This window comes from Tessaracoccus yangjingae, from assembly GCF_055326235.1.
Genome location: NZ_JBUZNN010000002.1, coordinates 416,241 through 440,385, shown reverse-complemented (window position 1 = coordinate 440,385; position 24,145 = coordinate 416,241). Strand labels below are relative to the sequence as shown.

At 72.0% G+C, this 24,145-nt stretch carries 28 protein-coding genes, 2 tRNA genes and 1 pseudogene; 6 read left to right on the top strand and 25 right to left on the bottom strand.

Features of this window, described 5'->3' with window-relative positions:
- Window positions 1-35 precede the first annotated feature (35 nt).
- Window positions 36-111: transfer RNA gene (locus tag ACZK5D_RS04975), tRNA-Lys, on the bottom strand.
- 65 nt (window positions 112-176) lie between these two features.
- Window positions 177-509, bottom strand: a complete 333-nt coding sequence (locus ACZK5D_RS04970; RefSeq protein ID WP_458996439.1) for a DUF3618 domain-containing protein — start codon at window positions 507-509, stop codon at window positions 177-179.
- A 76-nt stretch (window positions 510-585) separates the two neighbouring features.
- Here ACZK5D_RS04970 and ACZK5D_RS04965 point away from each other — a divergent pair, with 76 nt between their 5' ends.
- Window positions 586-1,065: a peroxiredoxin gene (locus ACZK5D_RS04965; RefSeq protein ID WP_458996438.1), complete on the top strand. Its 480-nt coding sequence runs from the start codon at window positions 586-588 to the stop codon at window positions 1,063-1,065.
- Window positions 1,058-1,714: an IMPACT family protein gene (locus tag ACZK5D_RS04960; protein ID WP_463664471.1), complete on the top strand. Its 657-nt coding sequence runs from the start codon at window positions 1,058-1,060 to the stop codon at window positions 1,712-1,714. The genes ACZK5D_RS04965 and ACZK5D_RS04960 overlap by 8 nt, the downstream gene beginning before the upstream one ends.
- A 15-nt stretch (window positions 1,715-1,729) precedes the next feature.
- Here ACZK5D_RS04960 and ACZK5D_RS04955 read toward each other — a convergent pair.
- From ACZK5D_RS04955 to thpR, 4 genes and pseudogenes are all read right to left on the bottom strand, one after another.
- Window positions 1,730-2,707: pseudogene (locus ACZK5D_RS04955) on the bottom strand (GtrA family protein); the annotation flags it as partial.
- A 5-nt stretch (window positions 2,708-2,712) separates the two neighbouring features.
- A complete protein-coding gene (locus tag ACZK5D_RS04950; RefSeq protein ID WP_463664470.1) occupies window positions 2,713-3,642 on the bottom strand; it encodes a phosphodiester glycosidase family protein in 930 nt (309 codons plus the stop codon).
- Between the two features lie 125 nt (window positions 3,643-3,767).
- A tRNA-Leu gene (locus ACZK5D_RS04945) sits at window positions 3,768-3,849 on the bottom strand.
- 19 nt (window positions 3,850-3,868) lie between these two features.
- Window positions 3,869-4,438, bottom strand: a complete 570-nt coding sequence (gene thpR, locus ACZK5D_RS04940; RefSeq protein ID WP_463664469.1) for an RNA 2',3'-cyclic phosphodiesterase — start codon at window positions 4,436-4,438, stop codon at window positions 3,869-3,871.
- A gap of 41 nt (window positions 4,439-4,479) precedes the next feature.
- Between thpR and ACZK5D_RS04935 the strand changes: the two genes are divergently transcribed.
- On the top strand, window positions 4,480-5,790 hold the full coding sequence (locus ACZK5D_RS04935) for a DUF2254 domain-containing protein (RefSeq protein WP_458996422.1): 1,311 nt from the start codon (window positions 4,480-4,482) through the stop codon (window positions 5,788-5,790).
- 4 nt (window positions 5,791-5,794) lie between these two features.
- Here ACZK5D_RS04935 and ACZK5D_RS04930 read toward each other — a convergent pair whose 3' ends face one another.
- Genes ACZK5D_RS04930 through clpS form a run of 9 tightly spaced genes read right to left on the bottom strand, consistent with a single transcriptional unit; the run spans window position 5,795 to window position 12,358 of the window.
- Window positions 5,795-7,126, bottom strand: coding sequence for a DNA polymerase IV (locus ACZK5D_RS04930; RefSeq protein WP_463664468.1), 1,332 nt, complete (start codon window positions 7,124-7,126; stop codon window positions 5,795-5,797).
- A 7-nt stretch (window positions 7,127-7,133) separates the two neighbouring features.
- Entirely contained in the window at window positions 7,134-7,613 is a 480-nt protein-coding gene (locus ACZK5D_RS04925; protein ID WP_463664467.1) for a dihydrofolate reductase, read from the bottom strand.
- Entirely contained in the window at window positions 7,610-8,467 is an 858-nt protein-coding gene (locus ACZK5D_RS04920) for a DUF1707 SHOCT-like domain-containing protein (RefSeq protein ID WP_463664466.1), read from the bottom strand. Before ACZK5D_RS04920 ends, ACZK5D_RS04925 begins: the two co-directional genes overlap by 4 nt.
- Window positions 8,468-8,485: 18 nt before the next feature.
- The gene (locus ACZK5D_RS04915; protein WP_458996418.1) at window positions 8,486-9,298 is read right to left on the bottom strand and encodes a thymidylate synthase; all 813 of its coding nucleotides are present in this window, start codon (window positions 9,296-9,298) and stop codon (window positions 8,486-8,488) included.
- Entirely contained in the window at window positions 9,295-9,918 is a 624-nt protein-coding gene (rdgB, locus tag ACZK5D_RS04910; RefSeq protein ID WP_463664465.1) for an RdgB/HAM1 family non-canonical purine NTP pyrophosphatase, read from the bottom strand. Before rdgB ends, ACZK5D_RS04915 begins: the two co-directional genes overlap by 4 nt.
- On the bottom strand, window positions 9,915-10,640 hold the full coding sequence (rph, locus tag ACZK5D_RS04905; RefSeq protein WP_463664464.1) for a ribonuclease PH: 726 nt from the start codon (window positions 10,638-10,640) through the stop codon (window positions 9,915-9,917). Before rph ends, rdgB begins: the two co-directional genes overlap by 4 nt.
- Window positions 10,641-10,645: 5 nt before the next feature.
- Complete coding sequence (gene murI / locus ACZK5D_RS04900; RefSeq protein WP_458996416.1) at window positions 10,646-11,488, bottom strand: glutamate racemase; 843 nt, start codon at window positions 11,486-11,488, stop codon at window positions 10,646-10,648.
- Window positions 11,481-12,068 (bottom strand): DUF2017 family protein, encoded by a 588-nt coding sequence (locus ACZK5D_RS04895; protein ID WP_458996415.1) that lies wholly within the window; start codon window positions 12,066-12,068, stop codon window positions 11,481-11,483. Before ACZK5D_RS04895 ends, murI begins: the two co-directional genes overlap by 8 nt.
- A complete protein-coding gene (gene clpS / locus ACZK5D_RS04890) occupies window positions 12,065-12,358 on the bottom strand; it encodes an ATP-dependent Clp protease adapter ClpS (protein ID WP_458996414.1) in 294 nt (97 codons plus the stop codon). The genes ACZK5D_RS04895 and clpS overlap by 4 nt, the downstream gene beginning before the upstream one ends.
- A 23-nt stretch (window positions 12,359-12,381) precedes the next feature.
- Between clpS and ACZK5D_RS04885 the strand changes: the two genes are divergently transcribed.
- Complete coding sequence (locus ACZK5D_RS04885; RefSeq protein ID WP_463664463.1) at window positions 12,382-13,734, top strand: nicotinate phosphoribosyltransferase; 1,353 nt, start codon at window positions 12,382-12,384, stop codon at window positions 13,732-13,734.
- 37 nt (window positions 13,735-13,771) lie between these two features.
- Here the strand turns inward: ACZK5D_RS04885 and ACZK5D_RS04880 are convergent, their stop codons facing one another.
- From ACZK5D_RS04880 to ACZK5D_RS04865, 4 genes are read right to left on the bottom strand one after another with little or no spacing between them, the layout of a single operon-like run.
- A complete protein-coding gene (locus tag ACZK5D_RS04880) occupies window positions 13,772-14,224 on the bottom strand; it encodes a DUF309 domain-containing protein (protein WP_463664462.1) in 453 nt (150 codons plus the stop codon).
- A 45-nt stretch (window positions 14,225-14,269) separates the two neighbouring features.
- Window positions 14,270-16,423 (bottom strand): 4-alpha-glucanotransferase, encoded by a 2,154-nt coding sequence (malQ, locus tag ACZK5D_RS04875; RefSeq protein ID WP_463664461.1) that lies wholly within the window; start codon window positions 16,421-16,423, stop codon window positions 14,270-14,272.
- 11 nt (window positions 16,424-16,434) lie between these two features.
- Window positions 16,435-17,142 (bottom strand): RDD family protein, encoded by a 708-nt coding sequence (locus ACZK5D_RS04870; RefSeq protein ID WP_463664460.1) that lies wholly within the window; start codon window positions 17,140-17,142, stop codon window positions 16,435-16,437.
- 34 nt (window positions 17,143-17,176) lie between these two features.
- Entirely contained in the window at window positions 17,177-18,535 is a 1,359-nt protein-coding gene (locus tag ACZK5D_RS04865; protein ID WP_463664459.1) for an MFS transporter, read from the bottom strand.
- A gap of 31 nt (window positions 18,536-18,566) precedes the next feature.
- Between ACZK5D_RS04865 and ACZK5D_RS04860 the strand changes: the two genes are divergently transcribed.
- Window positions 18,567-18,809 carry a DUF3039 domain-containing protein gene (locus tag ACZK5D_RS04860; protein ID WP_463664458.1) on the top strand — a complete coding sequence of 81 codons (243 nt, stop codon included), beginning with the start codon at window positions 18,567-18,569 and terminating at the stop codon, window positions 18,807-18,809.
- Window positions 18,810-18,816: 7 nt separating this feature from the next.
- On the opposite strand, the gene ahcY is transcribed toward ACZK5D_RS04860, so the two are convergent.
- Genes ahcY through ACZK5D_RS04830 form a run of 6 tightly spaced genes read right to left on the bottom strand, consistent with a single transcriptional unit; the run spans window position 18,817 to window position 23,669 of the window.
- On the bottom strand, window positions 18,817-20,214 hold the full coding sequence (ahcY, locus tag ACZK5D_RS04855) for an adenosylhomocysteinase (protein ID WP_463664457.1): 1,398 nt from the start codon (window positions 20,212-20,214) through the stop codon (window positions 18,817-18,819).
- A 27-nt stretch (window positions 20,215-20,241) separates the two neighbouring features.
- Window positions 20,242-20,670 (bottom strand): type II 3-dehydroquinate dehydratase, encoded by a 429-nt coding sequence (locus ACZK5D_RS04850; RefSeq protein ID WP_463664456.1) that lies wholly within the window; start codon window positions 20,668-20,670, stop codon window positions 20,242-20,244.
- A gap of 5 nt (window positions 20,671-20,675) precedes the next feature.
- Window positions 20,676-21,695, bottom strand: coding sequence for an SIS domain-containing protein (locus tag ACZK5D_RS04845; protein ID WP_463664455.1), 1,020 nt, complete (start codon window positions 21,693-21,695; stop codon window positions 20,676-20,678).
- On the bottom strand, window positions 21,692-21,886 hold the full coding sequence (locus ACZK5D_RS04840) for a Trm112 family protein (protein ID WP_463664454.1): 195 nt from the start codon (window positions 21,884-21,886) through the stop codon (window positions 21,692-21,694). Before ACZK5D_RS04840 ends, ACZK5D_RS04845 begins: the two co-directional genes overlap by 4 nt.
- A 36-nt stretch (window positions 21,887-21,922) precedes the next feature.
- Entirely contained in the window at window positions 21,923-23,272 is a 1,350-nt protein-coding gene (locus tag ACZK5D_RS04835) for a phosphohexomutase domain-containing protein (RefSeq protein ID WP_463664453.1), read from the bottom strand.
- 31 nt (window positions 23,273-23,303) lie between these two features.
- On the bottom strand, window positions 23,304-23,669 hold the full coding sequence (locus tag ACZK5D_RS04830) for a DUF3499 domain-containing protein (protein ID WP_458996400.1): 366 nt from the start codon (window positions 23,667-23,669) through the stop codon (window positions 23,304-23,306).
- 37 nt (window positions 23,670-23,706) lie between these two features.
- Between ACZK5D_RS04830 and ACZK5D_RS04825 the strand changes: the two genes are divergently transcribed.
- Window positions 23,707-24,141 carry a metallopeptidase family protein gene (locus ACZK5D_RS04825; RefSeq protein WP_458996399.1) on the top strand — a complete coding sequence of 145 codons (435 nt, stop codon included), beginning with the start codon at window positions 23,707-23,709 and terminating at the stop codon, window positions 24,139-24,141.
- The last annotated feature ends 4 nt before the right edge of the window (window positions 24,142-24,145 follow it).

Here is a 24,145-nt window from a genome sequence, read left to right as displayed (position 1 = left end):
TCGGCCCCCGTCCTGAGAAGGACGGGGGCCGAATCTGGTACACCGCCAGGGACTTGAACCCTGAACCCGCTGATTAAGAGTCAGCTGCTCTGCCAGTTGAGCTAGCGGTGCGCGCGAGGACTAAATGTAGTGGCAGTCCCCCGCCGAAGTCCAATCGGCCGTCTTCGGGGGCTGGTTCACCGGGTGAGCGCGCGGCGGGTGCGCGCCTCGAGCGACGTCCGTCGCTTAGCGATGGAGTTGATCGTCACCGCGAACACCACGAGGCCGAGCACGGCGCCGCCGATGGCGATCAGCCTGTCGGTGCGCCAGCCGCCCTCCTCGTCACGCACCTGCGCGGCGGCGGCGTCGAACTCGGCCTTGGCGAACTGCTTGACCTGGTCCACCCCTGCGCGGGCGATGTTCTGCGGCTTGACGGCCTCCACCGCATCCGACGTGGCCTGCGCGAGCTTCGCCCGGGCCGCGGCCAGGTCTGCGCGGATCTCGTCGACGGATCGTGAGCCATTAGACATGCGGTTCTCCTCAACTGACTGCCCCCAGCCTATTCAACCAAACCAGCCCGTGGTCGGGGGCCCTAGAATGACGCGCATGACCGCACGCCTGACCACCGGCTCCACCGCCCCCGCCTTCACCCTCCCCGATCAGGACGGCGAGAGCGTCTCCCTGGCCGACCACGCCGGCGGCACGGTGATCCTCTACTTCTACCCCGCCGCCATGACGCCCGGCTGCACCACGCAGGCCGTGGACTTCTCGGAGTCGCTGGCAGAGTTCACCGACGGCGGCTACACGGTCCTCGGCTGCTCGCCCGACCCGGTGGAGCGCCTGGCCAGGTTCAAGCAGACATCGGAGGTGGGCTTCACGCTGCTGGCGGACCCGGACAAGACGGTGCACAACCTCTACGGCGCCTACGGCCCGCGCAAGCTGTACGGCAAGGAGATCGAGGGCGTCCTGCGCTCCACCTTCGTCATCGACGTCGACGACGCGGGCGTGGGCACCGTCCGGGTGGCCCAGTACAACGTCAAGGCCACGGGGCACGTCGCCAAGCTGCGCCGCGAGCTGGGTGTCTGACACCTCGTTCCACACCATCGACGCCGAGCCGGGCGCGGGCGTCGACGTCGAGATCGAGATCAGGCGCTCGCGCTTCCTCACCCGCCTGCGCAGGGTGACGAGCGAGGACGCGGCCCGCGCCGTCGTCGAGGAACGACGATCGGCGCACTTCTCCGCGCGTCATCACTGCTCGGCCTTCGTGCTCGGACCCGACGGCCGCACCGCGCGCAGCTCCGATGACGGTGAGCCCGCCGGCACCGCGGGCGTGCCGATGCTCCAGGTGCTGCAGAAGAACGCGCTCACTGACGTGGTCGCGGTGGTCACCCGATACTTCGGCGGGGTCAAGCTGGGCGCGGGCGGGCTGGTGCGCGCCTACTCCGACGCCGTCGCCGCGGCCGTCGAGGCGGCGGGGTTCCGTGAGGTGCGGCTGAACCGCATCCTGCGGGTGAGCGTGGGCTACGCCGACGCGGGCGCCTACGAGGACCAGCTACGCTCCCTGGTGCTGCCGTCCGGCCTCGTGGCGACGGTGGACGGCGTCGAGTGGACGGACCGCGCGCACATCCTGGTCGCGGTGCCCGCCGGCGCCGAACAGGAGCTGGACGAGGCCCTGGCCGCGCTGTCGGGCGGCGCCCTGAGCGCGGTCCCGGCCGGCGAGCGCTGGGTGGGGTGAGCTGAAGACGAACCGGCGCTGCGCCGCGTAGCTGACCGCGAACAGCACCGCCTCGGTGATCAGCTTGGCCGCCACCAGCCCCACCACCTGGTGCAGGGCCGACAGCAGCGCGTAGTTGGCCGCCAGCACGACGACGGCGAGGGCCGCGTAGCGCAGCGCGCTCGTCCGGTTGCCGGTGCCGAAGGTGACGTGCCGGTTCAGCGAGTAGTTCACCGAGGCGCTGACCACGCGGGCCGCCACGGCCGAGAAGAGCAGGTTCCCCGTCGCCGCCATGACGATGAACAGCAGCGCCGCGTCGACGGCGAAGCCCGCCAGCGATGCGGCCCCAAACGCCAGCAGCGGGCGGTACACGCGCCACGAGTCGCGGACGGGCCGGAAGTGGGAGGACGCGTTGCCGTGCAGGTAGATGGTCTCGATCGGCACCTCGCGGATGCTCAGGCCCGCGCTCCGCGCCTCGAGGAGGAGGCTCAGCTCGTACTCGAACCGCTCGCCGCTGACGCCGCGCAGCCACGGCAGCATCGCGGCGGGGTAGGCGCGCAGCCCGGTCTGGGTGTCGCGGACGCGGATGCCCGTGACGGCCCGGAACAGGACGGCGGTGACGGCGTTGCCGACGCGGCTCCTCGCCGGCACATCGCCCGAGAATCCTCGGCCGCCGAGCACCATCTGGTCGTCACGCGACACCTCGCGCCCTACCCGGATGGTGTCGTCGACGGAGTGCTGGCCGTCGCTGTCGGCGCACACCACCACGTGGCCGGGGAACAGCGCCTCCGCCTCGCGGAAGCCCACCTTCAGCGCGTGGCCCTTGCCGCGGTTGGGCAGGTACCGCCGGAGCGTGGCGCCTTCGCGCTGGGCGCGGCCGAACACCTCGGCGTAGCGGGCTCCGGACCCGTCGTCGACGACCAGCACCCCGGACACCTCGGGGCGGGCCCTGAGCGCGCGGCACAGCTCGACGAGGGTCTCGCCGGGCTCGTAGGCCGGAATGAGCACGATCATCGCCATCACCGCCCGATCCAGAGGATGTCGCTGGTGCCGCGTTCCTCGCCCTTGCCGAGCGGGTTGTTGACCAGCTCGTCGTCGTAGATCATCACCGACGAGCCCCCGCCGTCGAGGTTGTAGGCCACCTGGCAGCCCAGGTCGGCGAACAGCTTTGCGAACTCGGGCAGGGTCATCCCCCGGCTGTACCCGGAGCTGCGCCCGTCCACCACCACGAACACGAAGTGGTTGGCCCCGATCATCCCCAGTCCGGTGCGCGGGTGGCTGCCCTGGATGGAGTGGTTGCCGACGTTGGTGTCGATCTCGATCCGGTCGATGCCGCTGACCACCGCCCCGCCGTCGACGAGGGTGGGGCCGAAGGAGAGGGTCTGCCACACGCCGTCGGAGATCAGCTGGGCGGCCCCCGTGGCGGTCTCGTCGTAGGAGCGCATGGTGCCGTCGCGGTAGAGGGCGAGGCCCTGGCGTGCGGGGATGTCGCGGAAGGCGACGCCGTCGCGGATGACGATGCCGGTGTCGCGGAAGCCGTAGTAGTCGCCGTTGACGGCGAACAGGGCGCCGACGTCCGCCGCGATCGACGAGGGGAGGTCGATGATGTTGGTGCCGAAGGTGTCCTCGGCGAACGCGCTGCGCAGCGCCGTGGCGTCGTCGAGGACGACATCGGCCACGAACCAGGCCTGCGCGTCCGATCCGCTGCCACTCGTGTGGGCGGTGATGTCGATGCTGCGGCCGGCCGTGGCCGTGGCGCCGGCGGTGGGGGTCGCGGACGCCTGGGTGCCGGGCAGGCCGGTGTAGTCCGAGGCGGCGGTCACCTCGGCGTGTTCGATGAGGAACCGGTCGAGCGCCCACGAGGTGCCGCCGACGGCGGCCAACCCGAGCGCCGCAGCTCCGCCGAGGAACACGCGGCGGTTGAGGATGCGGGGTGCGGTGCTGGTCATGCCGACGACTCTGTCGGCCGCGGCTGTGCGCCAGCGGTGAGAGACCCCTGGGTCCCCTGTCTACTCCGCGCTCACGTTCCGGGAGCCGACCCGGCGAGGCCGACCCCCGCACGTCGCGTGTGTTGTACCGAAGAAGGGACTTGAACCCTCACGCCCGAAGGCACAGGAACCTAAATCCTGCGTGTCTGCCAATTCCACCACTTCGGCTCGCCCCGAGGGGCGCGCCTCAGTCTAGGCGACCCCGTGGCGCGGTGCCCAGTGGGAACCGCGCCGCCACCACGTAACGCGCCCCCGGGAGGGACTCGACCAGGCACAACTCCTCGGCCCGCCAGCGCCAGCCGGGGAACGAGTCGAGGATGTCCAGCCAGCGCACCGCGGGCAGCCCGCGGTTGTGGCGGGCCAGGGTGAGGTGGGCGACGAAGCGGGCGCCGTCCGCGACCACCCCCGCCCGGCTCGCGGCGGCCCGGCAGGACGCGGACAGCGCGGACAGTTGGGCGCTCCCGGCGTCGACCGCCAGGGCGAGCACCCGGGCCTTCGCCGCATCGGGGAAGGCCAGGCCGCCCACGAGGTGCAGGTCGAACGGCGCAGCGTGCGCGGCGACCTCCGCGAGGTTCTCCTCGAGCCGCATCACCCGCGCATCCTCCACATCCCCCATGAAGGACGTCGTCACGTGCCACCCCTCGGGCCGGCTCCACCGCAGCGACGGGTCGGCGTCGCGGCGTGGTTCGAGCAGTGCGTCGATCTGCGCGACCACCGCGGCGGGCGGCAGAACGGCGGTGAACATGCGCGCTCCCATGGAGACCAGCCTACGGGAGCGCCGGTGGGTAGCCTGCTGGCATGGGCAGACTCCGCAGCTGGTTGTCAGACGTTCCTCAGCGGTTCTGGTTCATCCCCGCGCTGTTCATCACCGCGGCGATCGCGGCGTCGCAACTGCTGGTGTGGGCCGATCGCGCGGACCTCCCCCTCCCGGGTGTGGTGGAGGCCTTCCTGTTCGACACCGGCGTCGACGGGGCGCGCGCCCTCCTCACCGCCGTGGCGTCCTTCCTGGGCGTCGCGGGCACCGCGTTCTCCATCACCATCTCGGTGATCAGCACCACCTCGACCACCTACGGGCCGCGCCTGGTGCGCAACTTCATGCGCGACCGCAACAACCAGATCGTCCTGGGCGTACTGGTGGCCACGTTCGTCTACACGCTGATGGTGCTGCGCACCATCCGCTCCGCGAGCGACGACGGCTCCGCCTTCGTGCCCCACATCGCCGTCAACGGCGCCATCGCCCTGGGCGTGGTGGACGTCTTCCTGTTCGTCTGGTTCATCCACCACATCGCGGGATCCGTGCAGGTCGACACCCTCGTCAAGGGTGCCCGCGACGACTTCCGCCGCGCGGTCCTCGACAACTGGCTGGACCCCGACGACCCGCACGTCGACCGCTTCGATCCGCCGGCCGAGGGCGGCGCCGTCGTGACCCTGGGCCGCGCGGGCTACCTCACCAGAATCGACCTCCGCGCCCTGGCCGAGGACATGACCCAGACCGCCACCTCCGTGCGGTTGCTCAAGCGGGTCGGGGACCAGGTGATGGAGGACGAGCCGCTAGCCCTGGTGTGGCCCGCCGAGGCGCTCGAGGTGGCGCGGCCCCGGGTCCGCGACCATGTGCACGTGGGGCCCTCCAGGACCACGGAGCAGGACGTGCGGTTCGCCCAGCAGCAGGTGGTGGAGCTCGCGGTCCGGGCGCTGTCACCCGGCACCAACGACCCGTACACGGCCGTCAACGCGGTCGAGGAGGTGGCCGCGGGCGTGCTGACCGCCATAGCACGGCCCGACACGGGCACCATCCTGGTCGACGACGACGGGGCCCCACGACTGTATCTCCGCCCCGTGACGGCCGCGGAGATCGTCGACATGCCCTTCGAGCACCTCCGTCCCTACGCGCTGAACGCCCGCATCGTGCTGGAGTCGTTGGTGGACCTCGCCGCCAGGATCCGGGTGGCGGCGGTGGACCCGGAGCTGGCCGCGCGGGCAGACCGACACGTCGACCTACTCGTGGAGGAGGCCGAGGGCCACCTCACCACGCCCGATCTGGCGGCGCTGAGGCGCTACGTGGCCACGAGCCGGGCCGAGTCTCCCGCCCAGCCCCCCGCGCAGCCCTGAGCCGTCACCCGTCGTCGTCGACGACGGCGCGCACCAGCGGGTCGATGCCCGCGGGGCTGAGGGCCGGGTCGTCGACGGAGAGGGTCCTGACCGGCCCCGGGCCGGTGGCGCGGGTCTCGAAGCGCACCGTGACCCTCCCCAGACCCGCGCCCCACACCCAGCCGCGACCATGCTGGTCGTGGACGACGTCCGCGCCCGGGTGGAAGCCGCGGCCGCGCACCCCGCTCAGGCCCACGTCCTCCCCCGCGCTCACCTCCGTGACCGTCGAGGCCGCCTCCTCGTCGCCGAAGAGCCGCTCCTGTGCCGAGGTGGCGAAGTTGCTCACCCCGATGCCCAGCAGCCGCACGCCGGCCCGCACGTCCACCTCGCCGAGCAGCTCGAGGCCCGCGGTGGTGATGACGTCGACGGCGTCGGTGGCGCCGCCGAGGCTCCGGGCCACGCTGCGGGTGGTGAAGTCCGGGAACCGCACCTTGACGGTGACGGTGCGCGCGAAGTAGCCGGCGCGGTTGAGCCGGGCGGCGACGGCGGCGGCGTCGCGGCGGAGGATCGCCTCCAGCTGGGCGCGGTCCGTGAGGTCGGTGGCGAAGGTGTCCTCCGTCGAGATGGACTTCGGGTCCCGCTGGGGCTGCACCGCACGAGTGTCGCGGCCCCAGGCGAGCGCGGCCAGGCCCTCGCCGGCGGCCTGGCCCAGCTCCCGGATCAGCTCGGCGCCGTCGGCGGCGCGCAGGTCCACGACGGTCCGCACGCCGATGGCGGACAGGCGCTGCTCGGTCGCCGGGCCCACCCCGGGGATGGCCCGCACCGGCAGCTGCGCCAGGAAGTCGAGCTCCTCGGCGGGGTCCATGATGCGTGCGCCGTCCGGCTTGGCCGCCTCCGAGGCGAGCTTGGCCAGGAACTTCGAGGAGCCCACCCCCACCGACGCCGTCAGCCCCTCGGTGCGGGCGGTGAGCTCGGCCCGCAGCGCGGCCACGCGCGCCGGCAGCTCGCCGTCGGCCCACCCCGAGGGCGCGAGGTCCACGAACGCCTCGTCGAGGCTCAACGGCTCCACCAGCGGCGACACCTCATGCAGCAGCGCCATCACGATCCGCGACGACTCCCGGTACGCCTCGAACCGGCCGCCGAGGAAGGCCGCGTTCGGCGCCCGGCGGCGCGCCTCGGCCCCGGACATCGCGGAGCGCACCCCGAACCGCCTCGCCTCGTAGGACGCGGTGGCCACCACGCCCCTGGGCCCAGCCCCGCCCACGACGACGGCCTTGCCGCGCAGGCTGGGCTTGTCGCGCTGCTCGACGGCGGCGAAGAAGGCGTCCAGGTCGAGGTGGAGGATGCGGCGCGCCATCGCCCCGTCAGCCGGCGGCCGGCGTGGGCCGGTACTGGGTGAAGTCGAAGCCCTGCCTCACCTCGCGGGAGACCTCGGTCCACTCCCTCGGGGAGATGACGGGGAAGCGCGCGCCGCCGTCGGGCTCCTGATGGACGTGGGTGATGTCCAGCTCGGTGAGGTACGGCCACGCGGCCTCGTAGATCTGGGAGCCTCCGCCGACGAAGCACACGCGCTCGGGGGTCTGGGCGGCCAGGTCGAGGGCCTCGGTGATGGAGTGCGCCACCTCCACGCCCTCGTCAGTCCACTCGGGGTCGCGCGTGACGACGATGATCCGACGGTTGGGCAGCAGACCGATCTGCTCGTGCGTGCGCCGTCCGAAGATGACCGTGTTGCCGGTGGTGACTCCCTTGAACCGGCGGAAGTCCTCGGGGATGTGCCAGAGCATGTCCTCGCCCGAGCCGATCACCCAGTTGTCGGCCACGGCCGCGATCGCCACGATCCTCATCGCTGTCCCACCGGCTGCATCTCAACCACATTCCCCGCCGGGTCCACCAGGACCCAGCCGTCGCTCGTCGAGTCGGTGGCCGTGACCCGCGCCCGCGGCTCGCCGGCGACCGACCACTCCAACCGGACCTCCTTGATCGCGCCGGTGAGGTTGGCGCCGGCCTGGTCCAGGCCCGTCTGCACCAGCGTGTCCATCAGGTCGAGTTCCACCAACTCCGCAGGAGCCGACTGGCTCGAGGCCGTCACCTCGACCGCGTCGAAGCCCAGGCGGGAGAACGGGGACGCCTCGCCCGGCGAACGGGCCTGCACGGCCACCCCTCGGATCTCGTCGACGGTGATGGTCAGCGCGCTCACCGAGTCCAGGCCCTGCTCCCGCAGGATGGCGGAGGTTTCCGCCCATCCCTCGAAGAAGATCGGCTCGGCGTCCACCACCACACCCACCCACTCCGGCTCGGGCACCCCCAGGAAACCGGAGTCGGAGTCCATCATGGTCGGCCCACTGAAGCTGATGACGCCCAGCGCCACCAGTCCCACGGCGGCGGCACCCACGCCGAGCAGGGTCCGGCGGCCTACACCGCCCGGTGGCGAGCCGTCGTACACCGCCGGCAGGGGCTGGAAGGCCGCCGGCGGCGCGGGCTGCGGCCGGAAGGCCGCCGGCGGCGCCTGCACAGGCACGATGTTGGGCTGCGGCAGGCCCGCGAACTGGGCCATGGCGTCGCGGTGGGTGACCGCCGCCAGCACCGCGTTGCTGCGCACCTCGAACTCCGCCTCGTCGAGCCGCCCATCCGCATACGCGGCGGACAGCAGGTCGAGGTACCGGTCCCGCTCCTGGAAGGACGGCCGCAGTTCGCTCATGACGGACAGGGTAGCCGCCTACACGGCGATGGGCGCCTTGATGGCCGGGTGGGGGTCGTAGCCCAGCAGCTCGATGTCGGCCAGCGTGAACGCGTCCAGCTCGGTGACCGCCGGGTTGAGCCGCAGGTGGGGCAGCGGCCGCGGCTCCCTGGTGAGCTGCTCGGCCACCTGGTCCACGTGGTTGGCGTAGATGTGCGCGTCGCCCAGGGTGTGGACGAACTCGCCCACCCGCAGGCCGGTGACCTGCGCGACGAGGTGCGTGAGGAGCGCATAGGAGGCGATGTTGAACGGCACGCCCAGGAACACGTCCGCCGAGCGCTGGTACAGCTGGCAGCTGAGGCGGGCCGGCCCGCCGTCGTCCGCCGGGGCCACGTAGAACTGGAACAGCGCGTGGCACGGCGGCAGCGCCATCTCGTCCACGTCCGCCACGTTCCAGGCCGACACGATGTGCCGACGCGAGTCCGGCCTGGTCCGGATGGACTCGACGACCGCGGCCAGCTGGTCGATGTGGCGGCCGTCCGGCGTGGGCCAGCTCCGCCACTGGTACCCGTAGACCGGGCCGAGGTTGCCGTCGGCGTCGGCCCACTCGTCCCAGATGGTGATGTTGTTCTCGTGCAGCCACGCCACGTTGGTGTCGCCGCGAAGGAACCACAGAAGCTCCCCGAACACAGAGCGCGTGTGCACCCGCTTCGTGGTGAGCAGCGGGAATCCGGCCGAGAGGTCGAAGCGCATCTGGTAGCCGAACACCGAGCGCGTGCCGGTGCCGGTGCGGTCCGCCTTGTCGACTCCCGTGTCGGTGATGTGGCGCAGCAGGTCCAGGTACTGCTTCATGCGGCGCCCTCCCGGGCCAGCTGCTTGAGGTAGCCCACGAAGCCGCGCACCGCGTTGCCGCGGTGGCTGATCGAGTCCTTCTCCTCTGCGGTCAGTTCCGCCGACGACACGGCCAGGCCAGCGGGGATGAACAGCGGGTCGTAGCCGAAGCCGTGGTCCCCCCCGGGCGCCTCTGCGATCCTCCCCGGCATCGTCCCGTGCCACACCCTGCGTTCGCCGGTGGGCGAGACCATGGCCAGCGCGCACACGAACCGCGCCGTGCGCCGCTCGGCGGGCACGCCGTCGAGCTGGGCCAGGAGGAGCTGGTTGTTGTCCTCGTCGTCGCAGGCGGGGCCGGCCCAGCGCGCCGAGCGCACCCCGGGCATGCCGTTGAGCTCGTCCACCTCGAGGCCCGAATCGTCGGCCACCGCCACCAGGCCGGTCTCGCGGGCGGCGGCGGAGGCCTTGAGGAACGCGTTGCCCTCGAACGTGCGCTCGGTCTCGGCCGGCTCCGGGTAGCGGGCCACCTCGCCCAGGCCCAGCACCTCCACCCCGACGCCCTCGGCCGCGAGGATGCGGCGCAGCTCGGCGAGCTTCTTCGGATTGTTGGTGGCCAGCACCAGCTTCTCCGGCAGCCTCATGCGAGGGCCTCGCGCTGCAGGCGGGTGAGCTCCGCGCAGCCGACGGTGCCGAGGTCGAGCAGGGCGCCGAGCTCGTCGCGGGAGAAGGGCGTGCCCTCGGCGGTGCCCTGCACCTCGATGAAGGCAGCGGACCCGGTCATCACGATGTTCATGTCCGTGCCCGCGGCGGAGTCCTCCTCGTAGTTGAGGTCCAGCAGGGCCACCCCGTCGGCGTTGAAGCCCACGGACACGGCCGCCACGGAGTCCGTGAGCGGCTCGCCCTTCAGCGCGCCCAGCCCGCGCAGGTGCGCCACGGCGTCTGCCAGGGCAACGTACGCCCCGGTGATGGCGGCGGTGCGGGTGCCCCCGTCGGCCTGCAGCACGTCGCAGTCCAGCACGATGGTGTTCTCCCCCAGCGCCTTGTAGTCCACGACGGCGCGGAGCGAGCGGCCGATGAGGCGGGAGATCTCATGGGTGCGGCCGCCGAGGCGGCCCTTGACGGACTCCCGGTCCGAGCGCGTGTGCGTGGCGCGGGGCAGCATGGCGTACTCGGCCGTGACCCAGCCCAGGCCCGAGCCCTTGCGCCAGCGGGGAACCCCGACGGTGACGGAGGCCGCGACCAGCACGCGGGTGCGGCCGAACTCCACCAGCACGGATCCCTCGGCGTGATCCAGCCAGCTGCGGGTGATGCGCACCTGGCGCAGGGCATCGGGGGCGCGGCCATCGCCACGGCTGAACGTCATGGCGCCTAACCTACCGGGGCGGCGGCGGGGCGCGAATCCGTCCCGATCTCGACATGCTCCACGTGGGTCACGAACCCACCGAGCAGCCTCCGGCCGATGCCCTGGAAGTCCGACGCGTCCCCCGTGGTGAAGAAGCGCCGCGTGGCCTCCCGGGGCTGGTGGCGCAGCAGGCCGGCCTGGGTGAGCTGCGAGTAGGTGGACTGCGCGCACGCCTCCGCCGACGACACCAGGGTCACGCCGTTGCCCAGCACGTAGCTGATCACGCCGCTCAGCAGCGGGTAGTGCGTGCAGCCGAGGATCAGCGTGTCCGCCTGCGCCTTGGCGACGGGGGCCAGGTAGTCCCGCGCCACGTCCAGCAGCTCGTCGCCTCCGGTGATGCCGGCCTCGACGAACTCGACGAAGAGCGGGCAGGCCTGTGCCGTCAGGGTGATGTGGGGGGCGATCGCGAACGCGTCATCGTAGGAGCGGGAGTTCACCGTCGACTCCGTGGCCACCACCGCGACCCGGCCGTTGCGCGTGGCCGCGACAGCACGGCTCGCCGCGGGCAGCACCACCTCGGTGATGGGCACGTCGTAGCGCTCGCGGGCGTCGCGCAGCACCGCCGACGACGCGGAGTTGCACGCGATGACCAGGGCCTTCACGCCCTGGGCGACGAGGAAGTCCAGCCCCTCGAGGGCGAAGGCCCGCACCTCCGCAATCGAGCGGGGGCCGTAGGGCGCCCGGGCGGTGTCGCCGAGATAAAGGAAGTCCTCGTTGGGCAGCTGCTCGACGAGCGAGCGCAGCACCGTGAGCCCCCCGAAGCCCGAGTCGAACACGCCGATGGGCCGCTCGATCAGGTCCCTAGTCATCGGCGGGCTCGAAGTCCAGCGGGTCGAGGCTGGCGCCCAGCCGCAGGCACGTGTCGCGCGATTCCATCAGGTCCTCCAGGAGGTAGCCCAGCCACTCGATGAGGTCGTGGAGGCCCGAGTCGACGTCGGTGGCCTCGGGCTGGGCGAGGCGTTCCGGGCCGGCGAGCTCGGTGTACCAGAAGAGCCGCAGCGCCCCCAGTACCTTCGCCCAGTCGTCGACCCTGCCCAGCGGCACGGGCACGTACCCGTCCCAGCCGTCGAGGTCCTCGACGACGCCGCGGGCCGCGGCCACACGGGCCCTCGCCTGGCTGTGGATGGAGTCCCGCCAGAAGTCGTCCGCGTCCTTCGCCACCGGCATCGCGGGCGGGAACAGCCTGACCAGGCGGGGATTGCCGAGCATGCGGTTGGTGGGATCGTCGGCGAGGTCGGCGACGATCTGCTCGAAGGCGTCGTCGCTCTCCGCGGGCAGGAGCTCGCCCACCTGGGAGGCGTACAGCTCGATCATGTTGCGCAGGCCGTCGCCTCGGCCGTCGCGGCCGTCGAAGGCCCAGACGATGTCCTCAGGCTCCAACATCGTCATGACTGCTCCATCGAGGCCCACAGGTTGTAGCCCTGCATGGCCAGCACGTCGCGCTCCATCGCCTCGCGGTTGCCGGTGGAGACCACCGCCTTGCCCTCGTGGTGCACCTTCAGCATCAACTCCTCCGCCTTCTCGAGCGGGTACTTGAAGTACTCCTGGAACACGTAGGTGACGTAGCTCATGAGGTTGACCGGGTCGTCCCAGACGATGGTGACCCACTGGCCCACGGTCAGGGCCTCCTCCGCGGGCGCCTCGAGAATCTCGACTCCGCCATCGCCTGCACTGCTCATGGCCCCAGGATAGGGTGCGGTCCATGACCACCGCGCTGCTCACAGACCACTACGAGCTCACCATGGTGCAGGCCGCGATGAACGCGGGCACGGCCAACCGGCGCAGCCTCTTCGACCTCTTCACGAGGCGTCTCCCGGAGGGTCGCCGCTACGGGGTGGCGGCGGGGCTGGGGCGCGCGGTGGAGGCCATCGAGCGGTTCCGCTTCGACGAGGCCGAACTGAGCTGGCTGCTCGAGCGCCGGATCATCCAGGACAACCTGGCCGAGTGGCTGGCGGACTACCGGTTCAACGGCGACATCTGGGGCTATCCCGAAGGAGAGGTGTACTTCCCCGGCTCCCCCGTGCTGTCGGTGGAGGGGACGTTCGCCGAGGCCTGCCTGCTGGAGACGGTCCTGCTGGCCATCTACAACCACGACTCGGCCATCGCGGCGGCCGCCTCCCGCATGACCTCGATGGCTGGCGACCGGCCGTGCGCCGAGATGGGGTCGCGGCGCACGCAGGAGTGGTCCGCAGTCGCCGCCGCGCGGGCCGCGTACGTGGCGGGCTTCGCCTCCACCTCCAACCTCGAGGCCGGCCGCAGCTACGGCGTGCCCACCATCGGCACCGCCGCCCACTCCTTCACCCTGCTGCACGACACCGAGGAGGACGCCTTCCGCGCGCAGCTCGCCACCCTGGGGGACTCGACGACACTGCTGGTGGACACCTACGACATCGCCGAGGCGATCCGGCTCGGGGTCGAGCTCACTGAGGGCCGCCTCGGCGCGATCCGGCTCGACTCGGGGGATCTGGCCATCGTGGCCCGGCAGGCGCGCGACCTCCTCGACGACCTGGGCGCCACCCACACCCGGATCATGGTCACCTCGGACCTCGACGAGTGGCAGATCGCCGCGCTGCAGGGCGCCCCTGTCGACGGATACGGCGTGGGCACCGCGCTGGTCACCGGCTCCGGGCACCCCACCTGCGGCTTCGTCTACAAGCTGGTGGCCCGCGCGGACTCGGACGCGCCGGACGCGCACATGACGCCCGTGGCGAAGAAGTCCAAGGGCAAGAACACGCTCGGCGGCCGCAAGTTCGCGATGCGCCGCCGCGGCGCCGACGGCAGGGCCGAGACCGAGGTCATCGGGCTGGGCACGCCTCCGGCCAACGACGGCAACGACCGGGACCTGCTCGTCCCCGTGATCGAGCGGGGCCAGGTGGTCTACAGTGCCACGCTCGAGGACGCGCGCCGCAGGCACGCGGAGTCGCTCGCCGAGCTCCCCGTGGGTGCGCTGCGGATCTCGAAGGGCGAGCCCGCGCTGGAGACCCTGATCCTCGACGAGACCGGCGACGAGACCACCAACCCGTACCAGGCGGCCCCGGTGGTGCACAACATCTGACGCGATCCCTCCGCCGCTTGTGATGGCGGGGGTGGGCTCACAGGATGACGGCGTGGTCGCCTCGGCCGGGCTGCGCACCGGTCACCCGGCTCCGAGCCGCCGCGACCACGGCGGACAGGTCGAGCCCGTAGAGCGGCCCGCCGCCGGCGCGGTGGGCATCGAGGTGGCCCGCGCCCCGCTCCACGAGCCGCAGCGCCCCGGTCCGGTTCCCCCGCGCCGCATGGGTGAGGCCCACGCACAGCTGGGCGAGCCCCTGCCACAGGTCCCGCTCCTCTGCCGGGCACGCCTTCCAGCGGGCCTCCAACACCTCGTGGGCGGAGAAAGGCCTTCCCTGCCTGAGAAGATCCCGCGCGGCCTCCAGCGACTCGAGGGGAGGCAGCGGCTCCTCGGAGACAGGCTCCACCCCCGCAGCCCCATAGGGCAGCGGCCGGCCCAGCTCGTCCCGCGGCCGCGCCTGACGTGCGCGGCCCGAGGGATCACGGTCACGCATCGCAGCCTCCCCTCCGCCCGGTCCGCGGGTCAGCGCCGGCAGCGCTCAACGGTCCCAGCGCGATTCGGGCTGCTCGTCGACCCCGTTCATCACCGCGGCCAGGCGGCGCGGCAGGGGCGCCTTGAAGATCTCCTCCAGCGTGATCCGCTTGCCCCGCATGTCCGCCAGGGGCACCCGCCAGTTGGGGTACTCGTCCACCGTGCCCGGCTGGTTCTGCGTCTGCCGCTCCCCGACCGCGTCGGTGAGCCCCGCCAACAGCACCTTCGACGGCGTCCGTTGCAGGAACTTGTGCAGGGCCAGCATCACCTCCGCCGGGTCCTCCGCCTGACCAGGATCGAGCAGCCCCTCGTCGACGAGCTTCGCGAGCCAGCCGGCCTGCTCGCGCTGGGCGCTGGCCAACTCCTCCCCGAGCGGCTCAGTCAGCAGGCCCAGATGGTCCCGCAGCCGGACGTGGTCCCCGGCCAGGTAGCCGAGGGTGGGCGGCAGGTCGTGCGTGGTGACCGACGCCATGCAGTACTCGCGCCACCACTGCGCGTCCAGCGGCTCGCCGTGCATGCCGGCCTCGAACCACAGCACCGAGGTGCCGAGGATGCCGCGGCGGGCGAGGTAGTCGCGGACCCACGGCTCGACGGTGCCGAGGTCCTCGCCGACGATGAGGGCCTGCGCTCGCTGCGCCTCCAAGGCCAGGATGCCCACCAGCGCCTCGTGGTTGTTGCGGACGTAGGTGCCCTTGGTGGGCCCGAGCCCCATCGGCACCCACCACAGGCGGAACAGGCCGATGATGTGGTCGATGCGCACGCCGCCGACCCGCCTCAGCGCGGCGGAGACCATGGCCCTGAACGGCGCGTACGCCAGCTCCTCCAGCTTGTCCGGCCGCCACGGGGGCTGGCCCCAGTCCTGCCCGGCCTGGTTGTACTGGTCCGGCGGCGCGCCGACGCCCATCCCGGCTGCGAACACGTCGGGCATCATCCACGTCTCCGCGCCCTGGCGGTGCACCCCGACGGCGAGGTCGGTGACGATGCCCACGGGCATGTTCACCTCCGCGGCGACGGTCTGGGCGGCGGACACCTGGCTCTGCGCGATCCACTGCAGCCACTCGAAGAAGTCCACCTCGGCCGCGTTGGCTTCGGCATACGCCGCGACCTCCGGTGACGACGGGCGGCGCAGTTCCTCAGGCCACTCGGTCCACAGCTGGCCGTGGCTCACCGACAGGCAGGACCAGAGCGCGAAGTTGCGCAGCCCGACGCCCTCACGGCGGCGGAAGTCCTCGTACGCGATGCGGCGGGCGGACCGCATGCCGGCCTCGTGGATGAGCCGCAGCGCCTCGATCTTCAGCGGCCAGATGGCGTTGCGGTCCACGATCCCGGACGTCTCGGCCGCGGCCTGGGCCTGGCGCCGCAGCGCCTTGATCCGCATCCTGACCGACCGACCGAGGGTGGCGTACTCCTCGATGGCCTCGGGCCGGATGTAGATGGGGTTGATGAACCGGCGGCTCGCCGGCAGATACGGCGAGGGCTCCATCGGCGGCACGGGCTGGGCCGCGTGCAGCGGGTTGATCAGTACGTACCCGGCGAACTGCTTGGTGCCCGACCACGTGATGAGGTCCGCCAGGTCCGCCAGGTCGCCGATGCCCCACGACTGCTTCGAGGTCACGGAGTACAGCTGCGTGCCGTAGCCCCAGATCCGCTGGCCGCGCATGGCCGGAGGGAAGCCGACGAAGCCGGGCGTGACGATGAGGGAGCCGGTGTGCACGCCGGTGACGGTCTGGGCCACCACGTGGTGGTAGCCGGTGGGCAGGTCGTCGCCGAGCCAGAAGCTGGCCTCGCCGATGGCCTGGCCCTCGACCCAGCGGTCCGGGGCGAAGTTTTCCGACTGCCAGGCGGGCCTGGTCTCGCCCGACTCCAGCCGCACGTGGACGCGGACGTCTGTGCCGGCGGGCAGGTGGATGGCAACATGGACGCCGCGACCCTCCTCGACCACCGTGCACGAGGGCACCGCCCTCAGCCATCGCTCGTCCTCGAGCCTGGTCAACGCGGCGTCCGCGGCCTCGGGGGTGCTGGCGTCGACGTCGAAGGCGGCCAGCACGGAGACGATGGTCTCCGCCGGGATGGGGACGTGCCTGCCCTTCCAGTCCCAGAACTCCTGGGCGATGCCGAAGCGCTCGGCGAGCTGGTTCAAGCCGGGGTGGAGGTCATTCACGGTGGGTGCCCTTAACGGATCTTGAGGACGTGGGTCTTTGCGATCATGTCACCCAGGGTCTGCTTCTCGCGGGTGAACGCGGCGAACAGTCCGTTGATCAGCCAGATGACCTCGTAGAGGATGGCGCTGGCGATGCCGCGGACGGCGGCGGTGGTCCAGTCCAGCTTCGAGTCCGCGGGGGCGCCCGCCTTCACCACCCTCATGCCGAGCACCAGCTGCCCGACGGTGGCGCTCAGGGTGCCGTACAGCACGGTGCGGTAGACGGCCATGATGGTGGCGCCCAGGATGGCGCTGTAGAGCAGCGCGGTCCACAGGTCCGCCCCGGGCACGGGCGGATCCGCGACCGGGTTCTCCACCCAGATCTCCAGGTCCCGGAGATAGCGGTTCAGGATGGTGTCGATCATGACGGTGAGGCCGAGGACGCCGGCCGCGATCTGAGTCACGATGCCCAGCAGGATCGAGTCGATGATGAAGCCCAGCGCGCGCCAGCCGAACCCGGCGTAGGGGCGGCCGGCCTGGTACTGGGGCCCGCCCATCGGCGTGCCGTAGCCGGCCTGGGGCGGATAGCCGTAGCCCGGCTGGGCGTGCGGCTGCGGCGGGGGCATGTGCGGGTCACGCGTGGCCTGCGACCACGCGATCCCGTCCCAATAGCGCTCGCCGCCGGAGCCGGCCGGGTCCGGGTACCATCCTGCGGGCGGCTGCTGGGGGGTGTAGGTCATGGGTCCAAGGATGCCATGACCAGCGCGCGGACCGTCAGCCCGCCGGCCGGTGCAGCTCGTTGGGCAGATACCCGATCCGGCGGCTCACCACGATGGCCGCGACGGACGCGAGGGTGAGCAGCGCGAGCGGCGCCGAGTAGGCCAGCTTCTGCGGCGGCACGAGCAGCAACGCGGTGTAGATGCCGCCCGCCACGGCGGTGACCACGGAGTTGCCCACGGACTCGGCCACCTGCATCGACGACTGGTTTCGGCCCTGCTCGAAGGACGACGACAGGCTCATGACGGCCACCGCGGAGCTCGGCATGGTCAGGCCCATCCCCAGCCCGGCCACGATCCACGCCCCCAGGCCCACCGCCAGCGGCACCGCGGGCCACCACGCGAAGGCGGTGATCGCGGCGATGCCCACCGTCGAGCAGGCCGCGCCGGCCGTGACGTAGGCGCCGCGGTCCAGCCGCACCCAGGCCTGGGACTGCAGCCAGGAGCCCGTGGTCCAGCCGATGCTGCCGACGGTGAGCGCGAGCCCCACCTCGAAGGGGCTGAGGCCGCGCAGCTGCTGCAGGGTGACCAGCAGGATGGTCTCGGCAGCGAAGAACGTGCCGGCCTGCAGGGCCCGGGCGAGCACCACGCTGGGGATGCCCGGGCTGATGCCGAGGGTGCCGGGTGCGAGGATGCCGGGGAGCCCCCACATGAGCGCGGCGAGCCCGAGGACGCCGGAGGCCGCGCTGACCCAGCCCAGGTTCTGACCGGCCAGGAGAATGAGGGAGGGGCCGAGCGTGACGGCCACGGTGGGGAGCACAGCCACCGGGGGCACGTCGTCCTCCCCCGAGCGGAAGCGCGCCTGCACGCCGCGCAGGCCGGGGAGGGTCATCACGAACGCCACCGCCACCAGCGGCAGCATGGTGGCGAACACCAGCCGCCAGTCGTAGTGCGTCAGCCAGGCGGCGAACGGCGGGCCCACGAACGCGGGCAGCAGCCAGCAGAACGACACCAGGGCCATCACCCGGGGCCGGTCGCGCGGCTCGAAGCCGTGGGCCACCGTCACCGACAGCGTGAGGTTGAGCGCCCCGGCGCCGAGGCCCTGCACCGCGCGGGCGGCCAGCACCACCCACACGTTGGGCGCGAACCAGCCGAGCAGCAGCCCGACGGCGAACAGCGCGAACCCGGCGTACATCGGGGCCGCGGGGCCGCGGGTGTCCGCGACCCGCCCGCTCACGATGGTGGCCAGCAGCATGCCCGAGACCATCGTCGTGAACGCCCACGGGTACAGGTGGGCGGCGTCGAACGAGGCCATCACTGTGGGGATGGCGGTGGCGAGGCCGATCGACTGGAAGGCCACGGAGAACACCGAGAGCATGATCCCGACGATCAGCGTCCGGCTCCCAGACCCGGTCATGCCCCCACCTCCGCGGACTAGCATAGGTGCCATGAGTGAACTCGCCCCCGGATCACAGACCGTCATTGAGGAACGCACTGAACTGTTCGAGGACGGGGACCAGGACCGCTTCTCGCACTACGTGCCCAAGGACAAGCTGGTGGCCGCAATGGTCAACGGCACCCCCGTCGTGGCCCTGTGCGGCAAGGTGTGGGTGCCCACGAAGAACCCCGAGAAGTACCCGGTGTGCCCGGAGTGCAAGGAGATCTGGGAGTCCCTGAACCCGGGCGAGTGAGCCGGGCTCAGTAGCGGTAGCTGTCCGGCTTGAACGGGCCGGACGGGTCCACCCCGAGGTAGCCGGCCTGCTTGGCGGTCAGCGTCGACAACTCCACGCCGAGGGCGGCGAGGTGGAGGCGGGCCACTTCCTCGTCGAGGTGCTTGGGCAGCGTGTACACGCCGACGGGGTACTCCTCGGTCTTCGTGAACAGCTCGATCTGGGCGAGCACCTGATTGGTGAACGAGTTGCTCATCACGAACGACGGGTGCCCGGTGGCGTTGCCGAGGTTGAGCAGCCGGCCCTCGCTGAGGACGAGGACGGAGTGCCCGTCGGCGAAGCGCCATTCGTGGACCTGGGGCTTGACCTCGATCTTCTCGACGTCGGTGCGGGTCTCGAGGCCCGCCATGTCGATCTCGTTGTCGAAGTGGCCGATGTTGCCCACGATGGCCTGGTGCTTCATCCGGGCCATGTCGTCGGCGGTGATCACGTCGCAGCAGCCGGTGGCTGTGATGAAGATGTCGGCGCGGTCCACCACGGAGTCCAGCGCGGCCACCTGGTAGCCGTCCATGGCCGCCTGGAGCGCGCAGATGGGGTCCACCTCGGTGACGATGACGCGGGCGCCCTGGCCGCGCAGCGACTCGGCGCAGCCCTTGCCGACGTCTCCGTAGCCGCAGACCACGGCCACCTTTCCGCCGATCAGCACATCGGTGGCGCGGTTGATGCCGTCGATGAGGGAGTGGCGGCAGCCGTACTTGTTGTCGAACTTGGACTTGGTGACCGAGTCGTTGACGTTGATGGCCGGGAACAGCAGCGTGGCGTCGCGGGCCATCTCGTACAGGCGGTGCACGCCCGTGGTGGTCTCCTCGGTGACGCCCTTGACGGACGCGGCCAGCGCCTGCCAGTCCACCATCCCCTGGGCCTCCCGCAGGGTGTCGAGGATGACGCGCCACTCGTGCGAGTCACCGTCCGTCGCCTCGGGCACGACGCCGGAGCGCTGGGCCGCGACGCCCTGGTGCACCAGCAGCGTCGCGTCCCCGCCGTCGTCGAGGATCATGTTGGGCTGCCCGCCGTCCGGCCACTGCAGGATCTGACGGGTGCACCACCAGTACTCCTCCAGCGTCTCGCCCTTCCAGGCGAAGACCGGGATCCCGGCCGCGGCGATGGCGGCCGCGGCGTGATCCTGGGTGGAGAAGATGTTGCACGAGGCCCAGCGCACCTCGGCGCCGAGCGCCACCAGGGTCTCGATCAGGACGGCCGTCTGGATGGTCATGTGCAGCGACCCGGCGATCCTCGCCCCCGACAGCGGCCGGGTGGCGCCGAAGCGCTCCCGCATGGCCATGAGGCCGGGCATCTCGTGCTCGGCGAGGGTGATCTCCCTGCGGCCGAAGTCGGCGAGGGACAGGTCAGCTACGCGAAAATCCACGCGGCCACTCTACCCGGCCTGCGGCGCCTACCCCGACGCGGCGATGTGGGCCAGCGCGAGGTCGTAGCCGCCCACGCCGCAGCCGATGATGATGCCCGAGGCCTTGGCCGAGAGCACGCTGTGCTGCCGGAACTCCTCGCGGCCGTGCACGTTCGAGATGTGCACCTCCACGTAGAAGGGCACCAGCGCCGCGGCGTCGGCCACTGCGTACGAGTAGTGCGTCCAGGCTCCCGCGTTGAGGACGACGGCGGCGCCGGCGTCGGCCGCCTCGTGCAGCCACCCCACCATCTCGCCCTCGTGGTCCGTCTGGCGCACCTCGACGTCTAGGCCCATCCCGCGCCCGGTGCCGACGAGGTGCTCGGCGAGTTGGGCGTGCGTGGTGGCGCCGTAGACCTCCGGCTGCCGGGTGCCGAGCCGCCCGAGATTGGGGCCGTTGAGGACGAAGACCTTGCGCATGGCCACTACTCTGCCAGCCCGATCTCGAGGTACGCGGCGCCGTAGAGGCCCCGCTGGAGCAGCGTCACGTAGCGCTCCACGTCGCTGAGGGCCAGGTCGGCGTCGCCGGACGAGATCCGCGCCACGCGCACGCCGACGCTCTCGGCCCGCCGCGCCAGCCGGTCCGCGACGTCGCTCAGCCGGTCGGTGAGCTTGTCGTCGTCCAGCAGCAGGAGGCACGGCTGGACCTCGGCGACGCCGTCGACGGGGTCCGCGAACGGGTCCCGGGGCTTGACGGCGCAGAGCAGGGTGTCGAGCTCGGCCGCGTCCGCCGCCAACGCCGGGCGCCCGCAGGCGCGCCGGACTGCCTCCGCGATCCTGCGCGAGGCGCGGCCGGCCAGCACGGTGCCGCCCCAGATGAGGGGAAGAGAGTCCGCCAGGTACAGCGCGAGCTCCTTGCCCGGGTTGTCCGACAGGTCCCGGCCCGGGGCGCAGGCCTCGGCCACGAGGTCCGCCGCGTCCGCGACGTGCGCGGTGTGTACCGCCGGCCCGAGCCCGAGGTCGCCGAGGAGGGAGAGGACGGCCACCGCCGCGGACAGCGGATCGGACTCGACGGCGGGGATCAGGGTGGTGGCCGGCGAGGCGGTCATGCGGGCCAGCCGCGACCCCGCGGGAGCCGCCACGATCATCGTCGCGCCTCGGCGCATCGCCTCGACGGCGCACTGCAGGACCCACTCCGGCGTGTCGTCGTCGCCCAGGACGACGGCGAGGTCCAGCGGCCCGACCCAGGCGGGCAGCCCGGGGCCCGGCCACGCCATGAACGGGACGGGGCAAGCGCCCTCCAGCACGGCGCGGATCAGCCGCGCCTCGGCGCCCAGCGCGAGGATCCCCCTCGGACGGTCGGCGCGCTCCAGGTGGCCCACCGGCTCCGAGAGGGCCGCCCGCCGGATCCGGGCCCCCGTCGAGGCGAGCCGGCGCAGGCCCTCGTGCGCGTCGAGATCCGGGTGCTCCAGGCGCCCGTCGTCGAACTGCAGCTGCCCGTTCACAACGTGCTGCGGGCCTGGTCGATGAGGAGCACGGGGATGTTGTCCCGCACCGGGTAGGCCAGCCCGCAGGCCCGGTTGGTGCACACCAGCTCGTGCGCGTCGTAGTCCACCGCGAACTTGGCGTGGCACGCCGGGCACGCCGCCACGGCCATGAACTCGGGCGAGAGCTCCATCGTCTTGTCTGCCATCATCGTCTGACCTCCACGAGTCGTCGCTTGGTGAAAAATCTACCCGGCCCGGACGAGGCCGAGCACCTCATCGCGCAGGGCCCGCATGGTGTCGGCGTCCCGGGCCTCCACGTTGAGCCGCAGCAGCGGCTCGGTGTTGCTCGAGCGCAGGTTGATCCACCACCCGGCTTCCCGGTTGCGGACGGTGAGCCCGTCCACCCGGTCCGCCTCGCCGCGACCCTCGAACGCCGCCGCCACGCGGTCCATGTGCCCCGGGGCGTCCTCGACGGTGGAGTTCAGCTCGCCGGAGCGGTGGTAGCCGTCGTAGACGGCGGCCAGCTCGGACAGCGGCCGATCCGCCTGCCGCACCAGTTCGATGACGTGGAGCGCGGCGAGCATGCCGGTGTCCGCAGACCAGAAGTCGCGGAAGTAGTAGTGGGCCGAGTGCTCGCCGCCGAACACGGCGCCGGTGCCGGCCATCAGTGCCTTGACGTAGGTGTGCCCGACGGTGGACTGCTCGACGCGCCCGCCGTGCCGCTCGACCGCCTCGCCGACGCACCAGGAGGTGATGGTGTTGGTCACGATGGTGGAGCCCGGGTGCTTGGCCAGCTCCGCGACCGCGATCATGGCGGTGACCACCGAGGGGTCCACCACGCCGCCGCGCTCGTCGATGATGAAGCAGCGGTCCGCGTCCCCGTCGAAGACCAGGCCGAGGTCCGCGCCGTGCCGGACGACGGCGCGTTGCGCGTCCACCAGGTTCTCCGGCTCCAGCGGGTTGGCGGGGTGGTTGGGGAACGTGCCGTCCAGGTCCAGGTAGAGCCCCACCACGTCGAGCCCGCGCCCTGCCAGCGCCGTGAGGGCGGTGTGGCCGGCCATGCCGTTGCCCGCGTCCACGACGACGGTGAGCCCGCGCTCCCCCGTCGGCGGTACCAGGTCCGACAGCTTGTCCGCGTAGGCCTCCAGAGCGTCCAGTTCGCGGTAGCCGCCGGTGACCTCCGCGCCGATGCCGACGGTGGCGGCGATGTCGCGCAGCCGGGCCATGAAGTCCGCCGGCACAGGCCTGGCGTCGGCCAGGCAGAACTTGACCCCGTTGTACGAGGCGGGGTTGTGGCTGGCGGTGAACTGCACCCCTGGAAGGCTCAGCCAGCCGGAGGCGAACCACAGCTCGTCGGTGGAGCTCAGCCCGATGTCGACCACCGAGGCCCCGGCGCGGCGGGCGCCGTCGGCGAAGGCCAGCGACAGCTCCCGCCCGAGGACGCGCATGTCGCGGCCGAGCACGAACTCGCCCGGCCCGAGCAGCTCGACGAACGCGGCCCCGAGGGCCCTGGCCCCCTCCTCGTCCCACTCGGGGTGATCGCCGACGACGATGCCGCGGATGTCGTTGGCCTTGAAGATCTGGGGGGCTAGCACCGGCCCAGCGTATCGCCTGCGCCGGGGAGGCTCAGTCGATCGTCGGCACGAGGCGCAGGTGGCCGCCGCGGCCGTGCTCCTCGTGCTCGACCGGGCGACGGACCGGCTCCGGGGCGGGGTCGTCGTGGCGCAGCCCGATGGCGCGCACCGCGTCCGCCAGGGCCATCAGGTCGTCCTGGGGCACCGCCGGGGTGGGCACCCGGCCGTCGAGCGGGAGGCGGATGACCTCCCAGCCCTTCGGCACGCTGGTGCGCTCCGCGTGGACGGCGCACAGGTCGTAGGAGCCGGGTTCGGCCGCCAACGCGAGGGGGCCGAGGACGGCGGTCGAGTCGGCGTAGACGTAGGTCAGCGTGGCGACGGCCGGGGCCACGCACGCGGTACGGGAGCATCTGCGCACGGGCTGACGGTACCCGACGGTGGACTAGGGTTGCCGCATGCCACGCAGACGAGACCGGCACGGGCGCGGGATCCGCGGCCCGCTGGCCGCCCCCAACCAGTGGACCGGGCGCCCGGTGCCCCTCCACCGGCCCTCGCGCGTGGACTTCTTCAACGACTGCGTGACCTCCGCGATGGCGGACATCGCCGCCGTCGCGCCCGACGCGCTCAACGGGGTCATCGTCGGCGTCGAGGACGTGCCCCACCTCAACGTGGCGTGGTCCGGGGACCGGGTGCCCCTCTCGGCGGCGCTTGAGCCTGGCCGCGGCAGGTCCGCGCAGATCGTCATCTTCGAGCGCCCGCTGGAGCACCGCGCGTCGTCCCGCAGCCAGCTGCGCAGGCTGGTGCACCGCACCATCGTCGAGCAGCTCTCCACCCTGACGGGACGCAGCATCGACGAGTTGATGGGCGGCGACTGGGACGACGAGGACTGAGCCG

What these genes read in the sequence shown, in the direction of transcription:
- ACZK5D_RS04970 (WP_458996439.1), bottom strand. Translation starts at nt 509, where the DNA reads ATGTCTAATGGCTCACGATCCGTCGACGAGATCCGCGCAGACCTGGCC.
- ACZK5D_RS04965 (WP_458996438.1), top strand. Translation starts at nt 586, where the DNA reads ATGACCGCACGCCTGACCACCGGCTCCACCGCCCCCGCCTTCACCCTC.
- ACZK5D_RS04950 (WP_463664470.1), bottom strand. Translation starts at nt 3,642, where the DNA reads ATGACCAGCACCGCACCCCGCATCCTCAACCGCCGCGTGTTCCTCGGC.
- thpR (WP_463664469.1), bottom strand. Translation starts at nt 4,438, where the DNA reads ATGGGAGCGCGCATGTTCACCGCCGTTCTGCCGCCCGCCGCGGTGGTC.
- ACZK5D_RS04935 (WP_458996422.1), top strand. Translation starts at nt 4,480, where the DNA reads ATGGGCAGACTCCGCAGCTGGTTGTCAGACGTTCCTCAGCGGTTCTGG.
- ACZK5D_RS04930 (WP_463664468.1), bottom strand. Translation starts at nt 7,126, where the DNA reads ATGGCGCGCCGCATCCTCCACCTCGACCTGGACGCCTTCTTCGCCGCC.
- ACZK5D_RS04925 (WP_463664467.1), bottom strand. Translation starts at nt 7,613, where the DNA reads ATGAGGATCGTGGCGATCGCGGCCGTGGCCGACAACTGGGTGATCGGC.
- ACZK5D_RS04920 (WP_463664466.1), bottom strand. Translation starts at nt 8,467, where the DNA reads ATGAGCGAACTGCGGCCGTCCTTCCAGGAGCGGGACCGGTACCTCGAC.
- ACZK5D_RS04915 (WP_458996418.1), bottom strand. Translation starts at nt 9,298, where the DNA reads ATGAAGCAGTACCTGGACCTGCTGCGCCACATCACCGACACGGGAGTC.
- rdgB (WP_463664465.1), bottom strand. Translation starts at nt 9,918, where the DNA reads ATGAGGCTGCCGGAGAAGCTGGTGCTGGCCACCAACAATCCGAAGAAG.
- rph (WP_463664464.1), bottom strand. Translation starts at nt 10,640, where the DNA reads ATGACGTTCAGCCGTGGCGATGGCCGCGCCCCCGATGCCCTGCGCCAG.
- murI (WP_458996416.1), bottom strand. Translation starts at nt 11,488, where the DNA reads ATGACTAGGGACCTGATCGAGCGGCCCATCGGCGTGTTCGACTCGGGC.
- ACZK5D_RS04895 (WP_458996415.1), bottom strand. Translation starts at nt 12,068, where the DNA reads ATGACGATGTTGGAGCCTGAGGACATCGTCTGGGCCTTCGACGGCCGC.
- clpS (WP_458996414.1), bottom strand. Translation starts at nt 12,358, where the DNA reads ATGAGCAGTGCAGGCGATGGCGGAGTCGAGATTCTCGAGGCGCCCGCG.
- ACZK5D_RS04885 (WP_463664463.1), top strand. Translation starts at nt 12,382, where the DNA reads ATGACCACCGCGCTGCTCACAGACCACTACGAGCTCACCATGGTGCAG.
- ACZK5D_RS04880 (WP_463664462.1), bottom strand. Translation starts at nt 14,224, where the DNA reads ATGCGTGACCGTGATCCCTCGGGCCGCGCACGTCAGGCGCGGCCGCGG.
- ACZK5D_RS04870 (WP_463664460.1), bottom strand. Translation starts at nt 17,142, where the DNA reads ATGACCTACACCCCCCAGCAGCCGCCCGCAGGATGGTACCCGGACCCG.
- ACZK5D_RS04865 (WP_463664459.1), bottom strand. Translation starts at nt 18,535, where the DNA reads ATGACCGGGTCTGGGAGCCGGACGCTGATCGTCGGGATCATGCTCTCG.
- ACZK5D_RS04860 (WP_463664458.1), top strand. Translation starts at nt 18,567, where the DNA reads ATGAGTGAACTCGCCCCCGGATCACAGACCGTCATTGAGGAACGCACT.
- ACZK5D_RS04850 (WP_463664456.1), bottom strand. Translation starts at nt 20,670, where the DNA reads ATGCGCAAGGTCTTCGTCCTCAACGGCCCCAATCTCGGGCGGCTCGGC.
- ACZK5D_RS04840 (WP_463664454.1), bottom strand. Translation starts at nt 21,886, where the DNA reads ATGATGGCAGACAAGACGATGGAGCTCTCGCCCGAGTTCATGGCCGTG.
- ACZK5D_RS04825 (WP_458996399.1), top strand. Translation starts at nt 23,707, where the DNA reads ATGCCACGCAGACGAGACCGGCACGGGCGCGGGATCCGCGGCCCGCTG.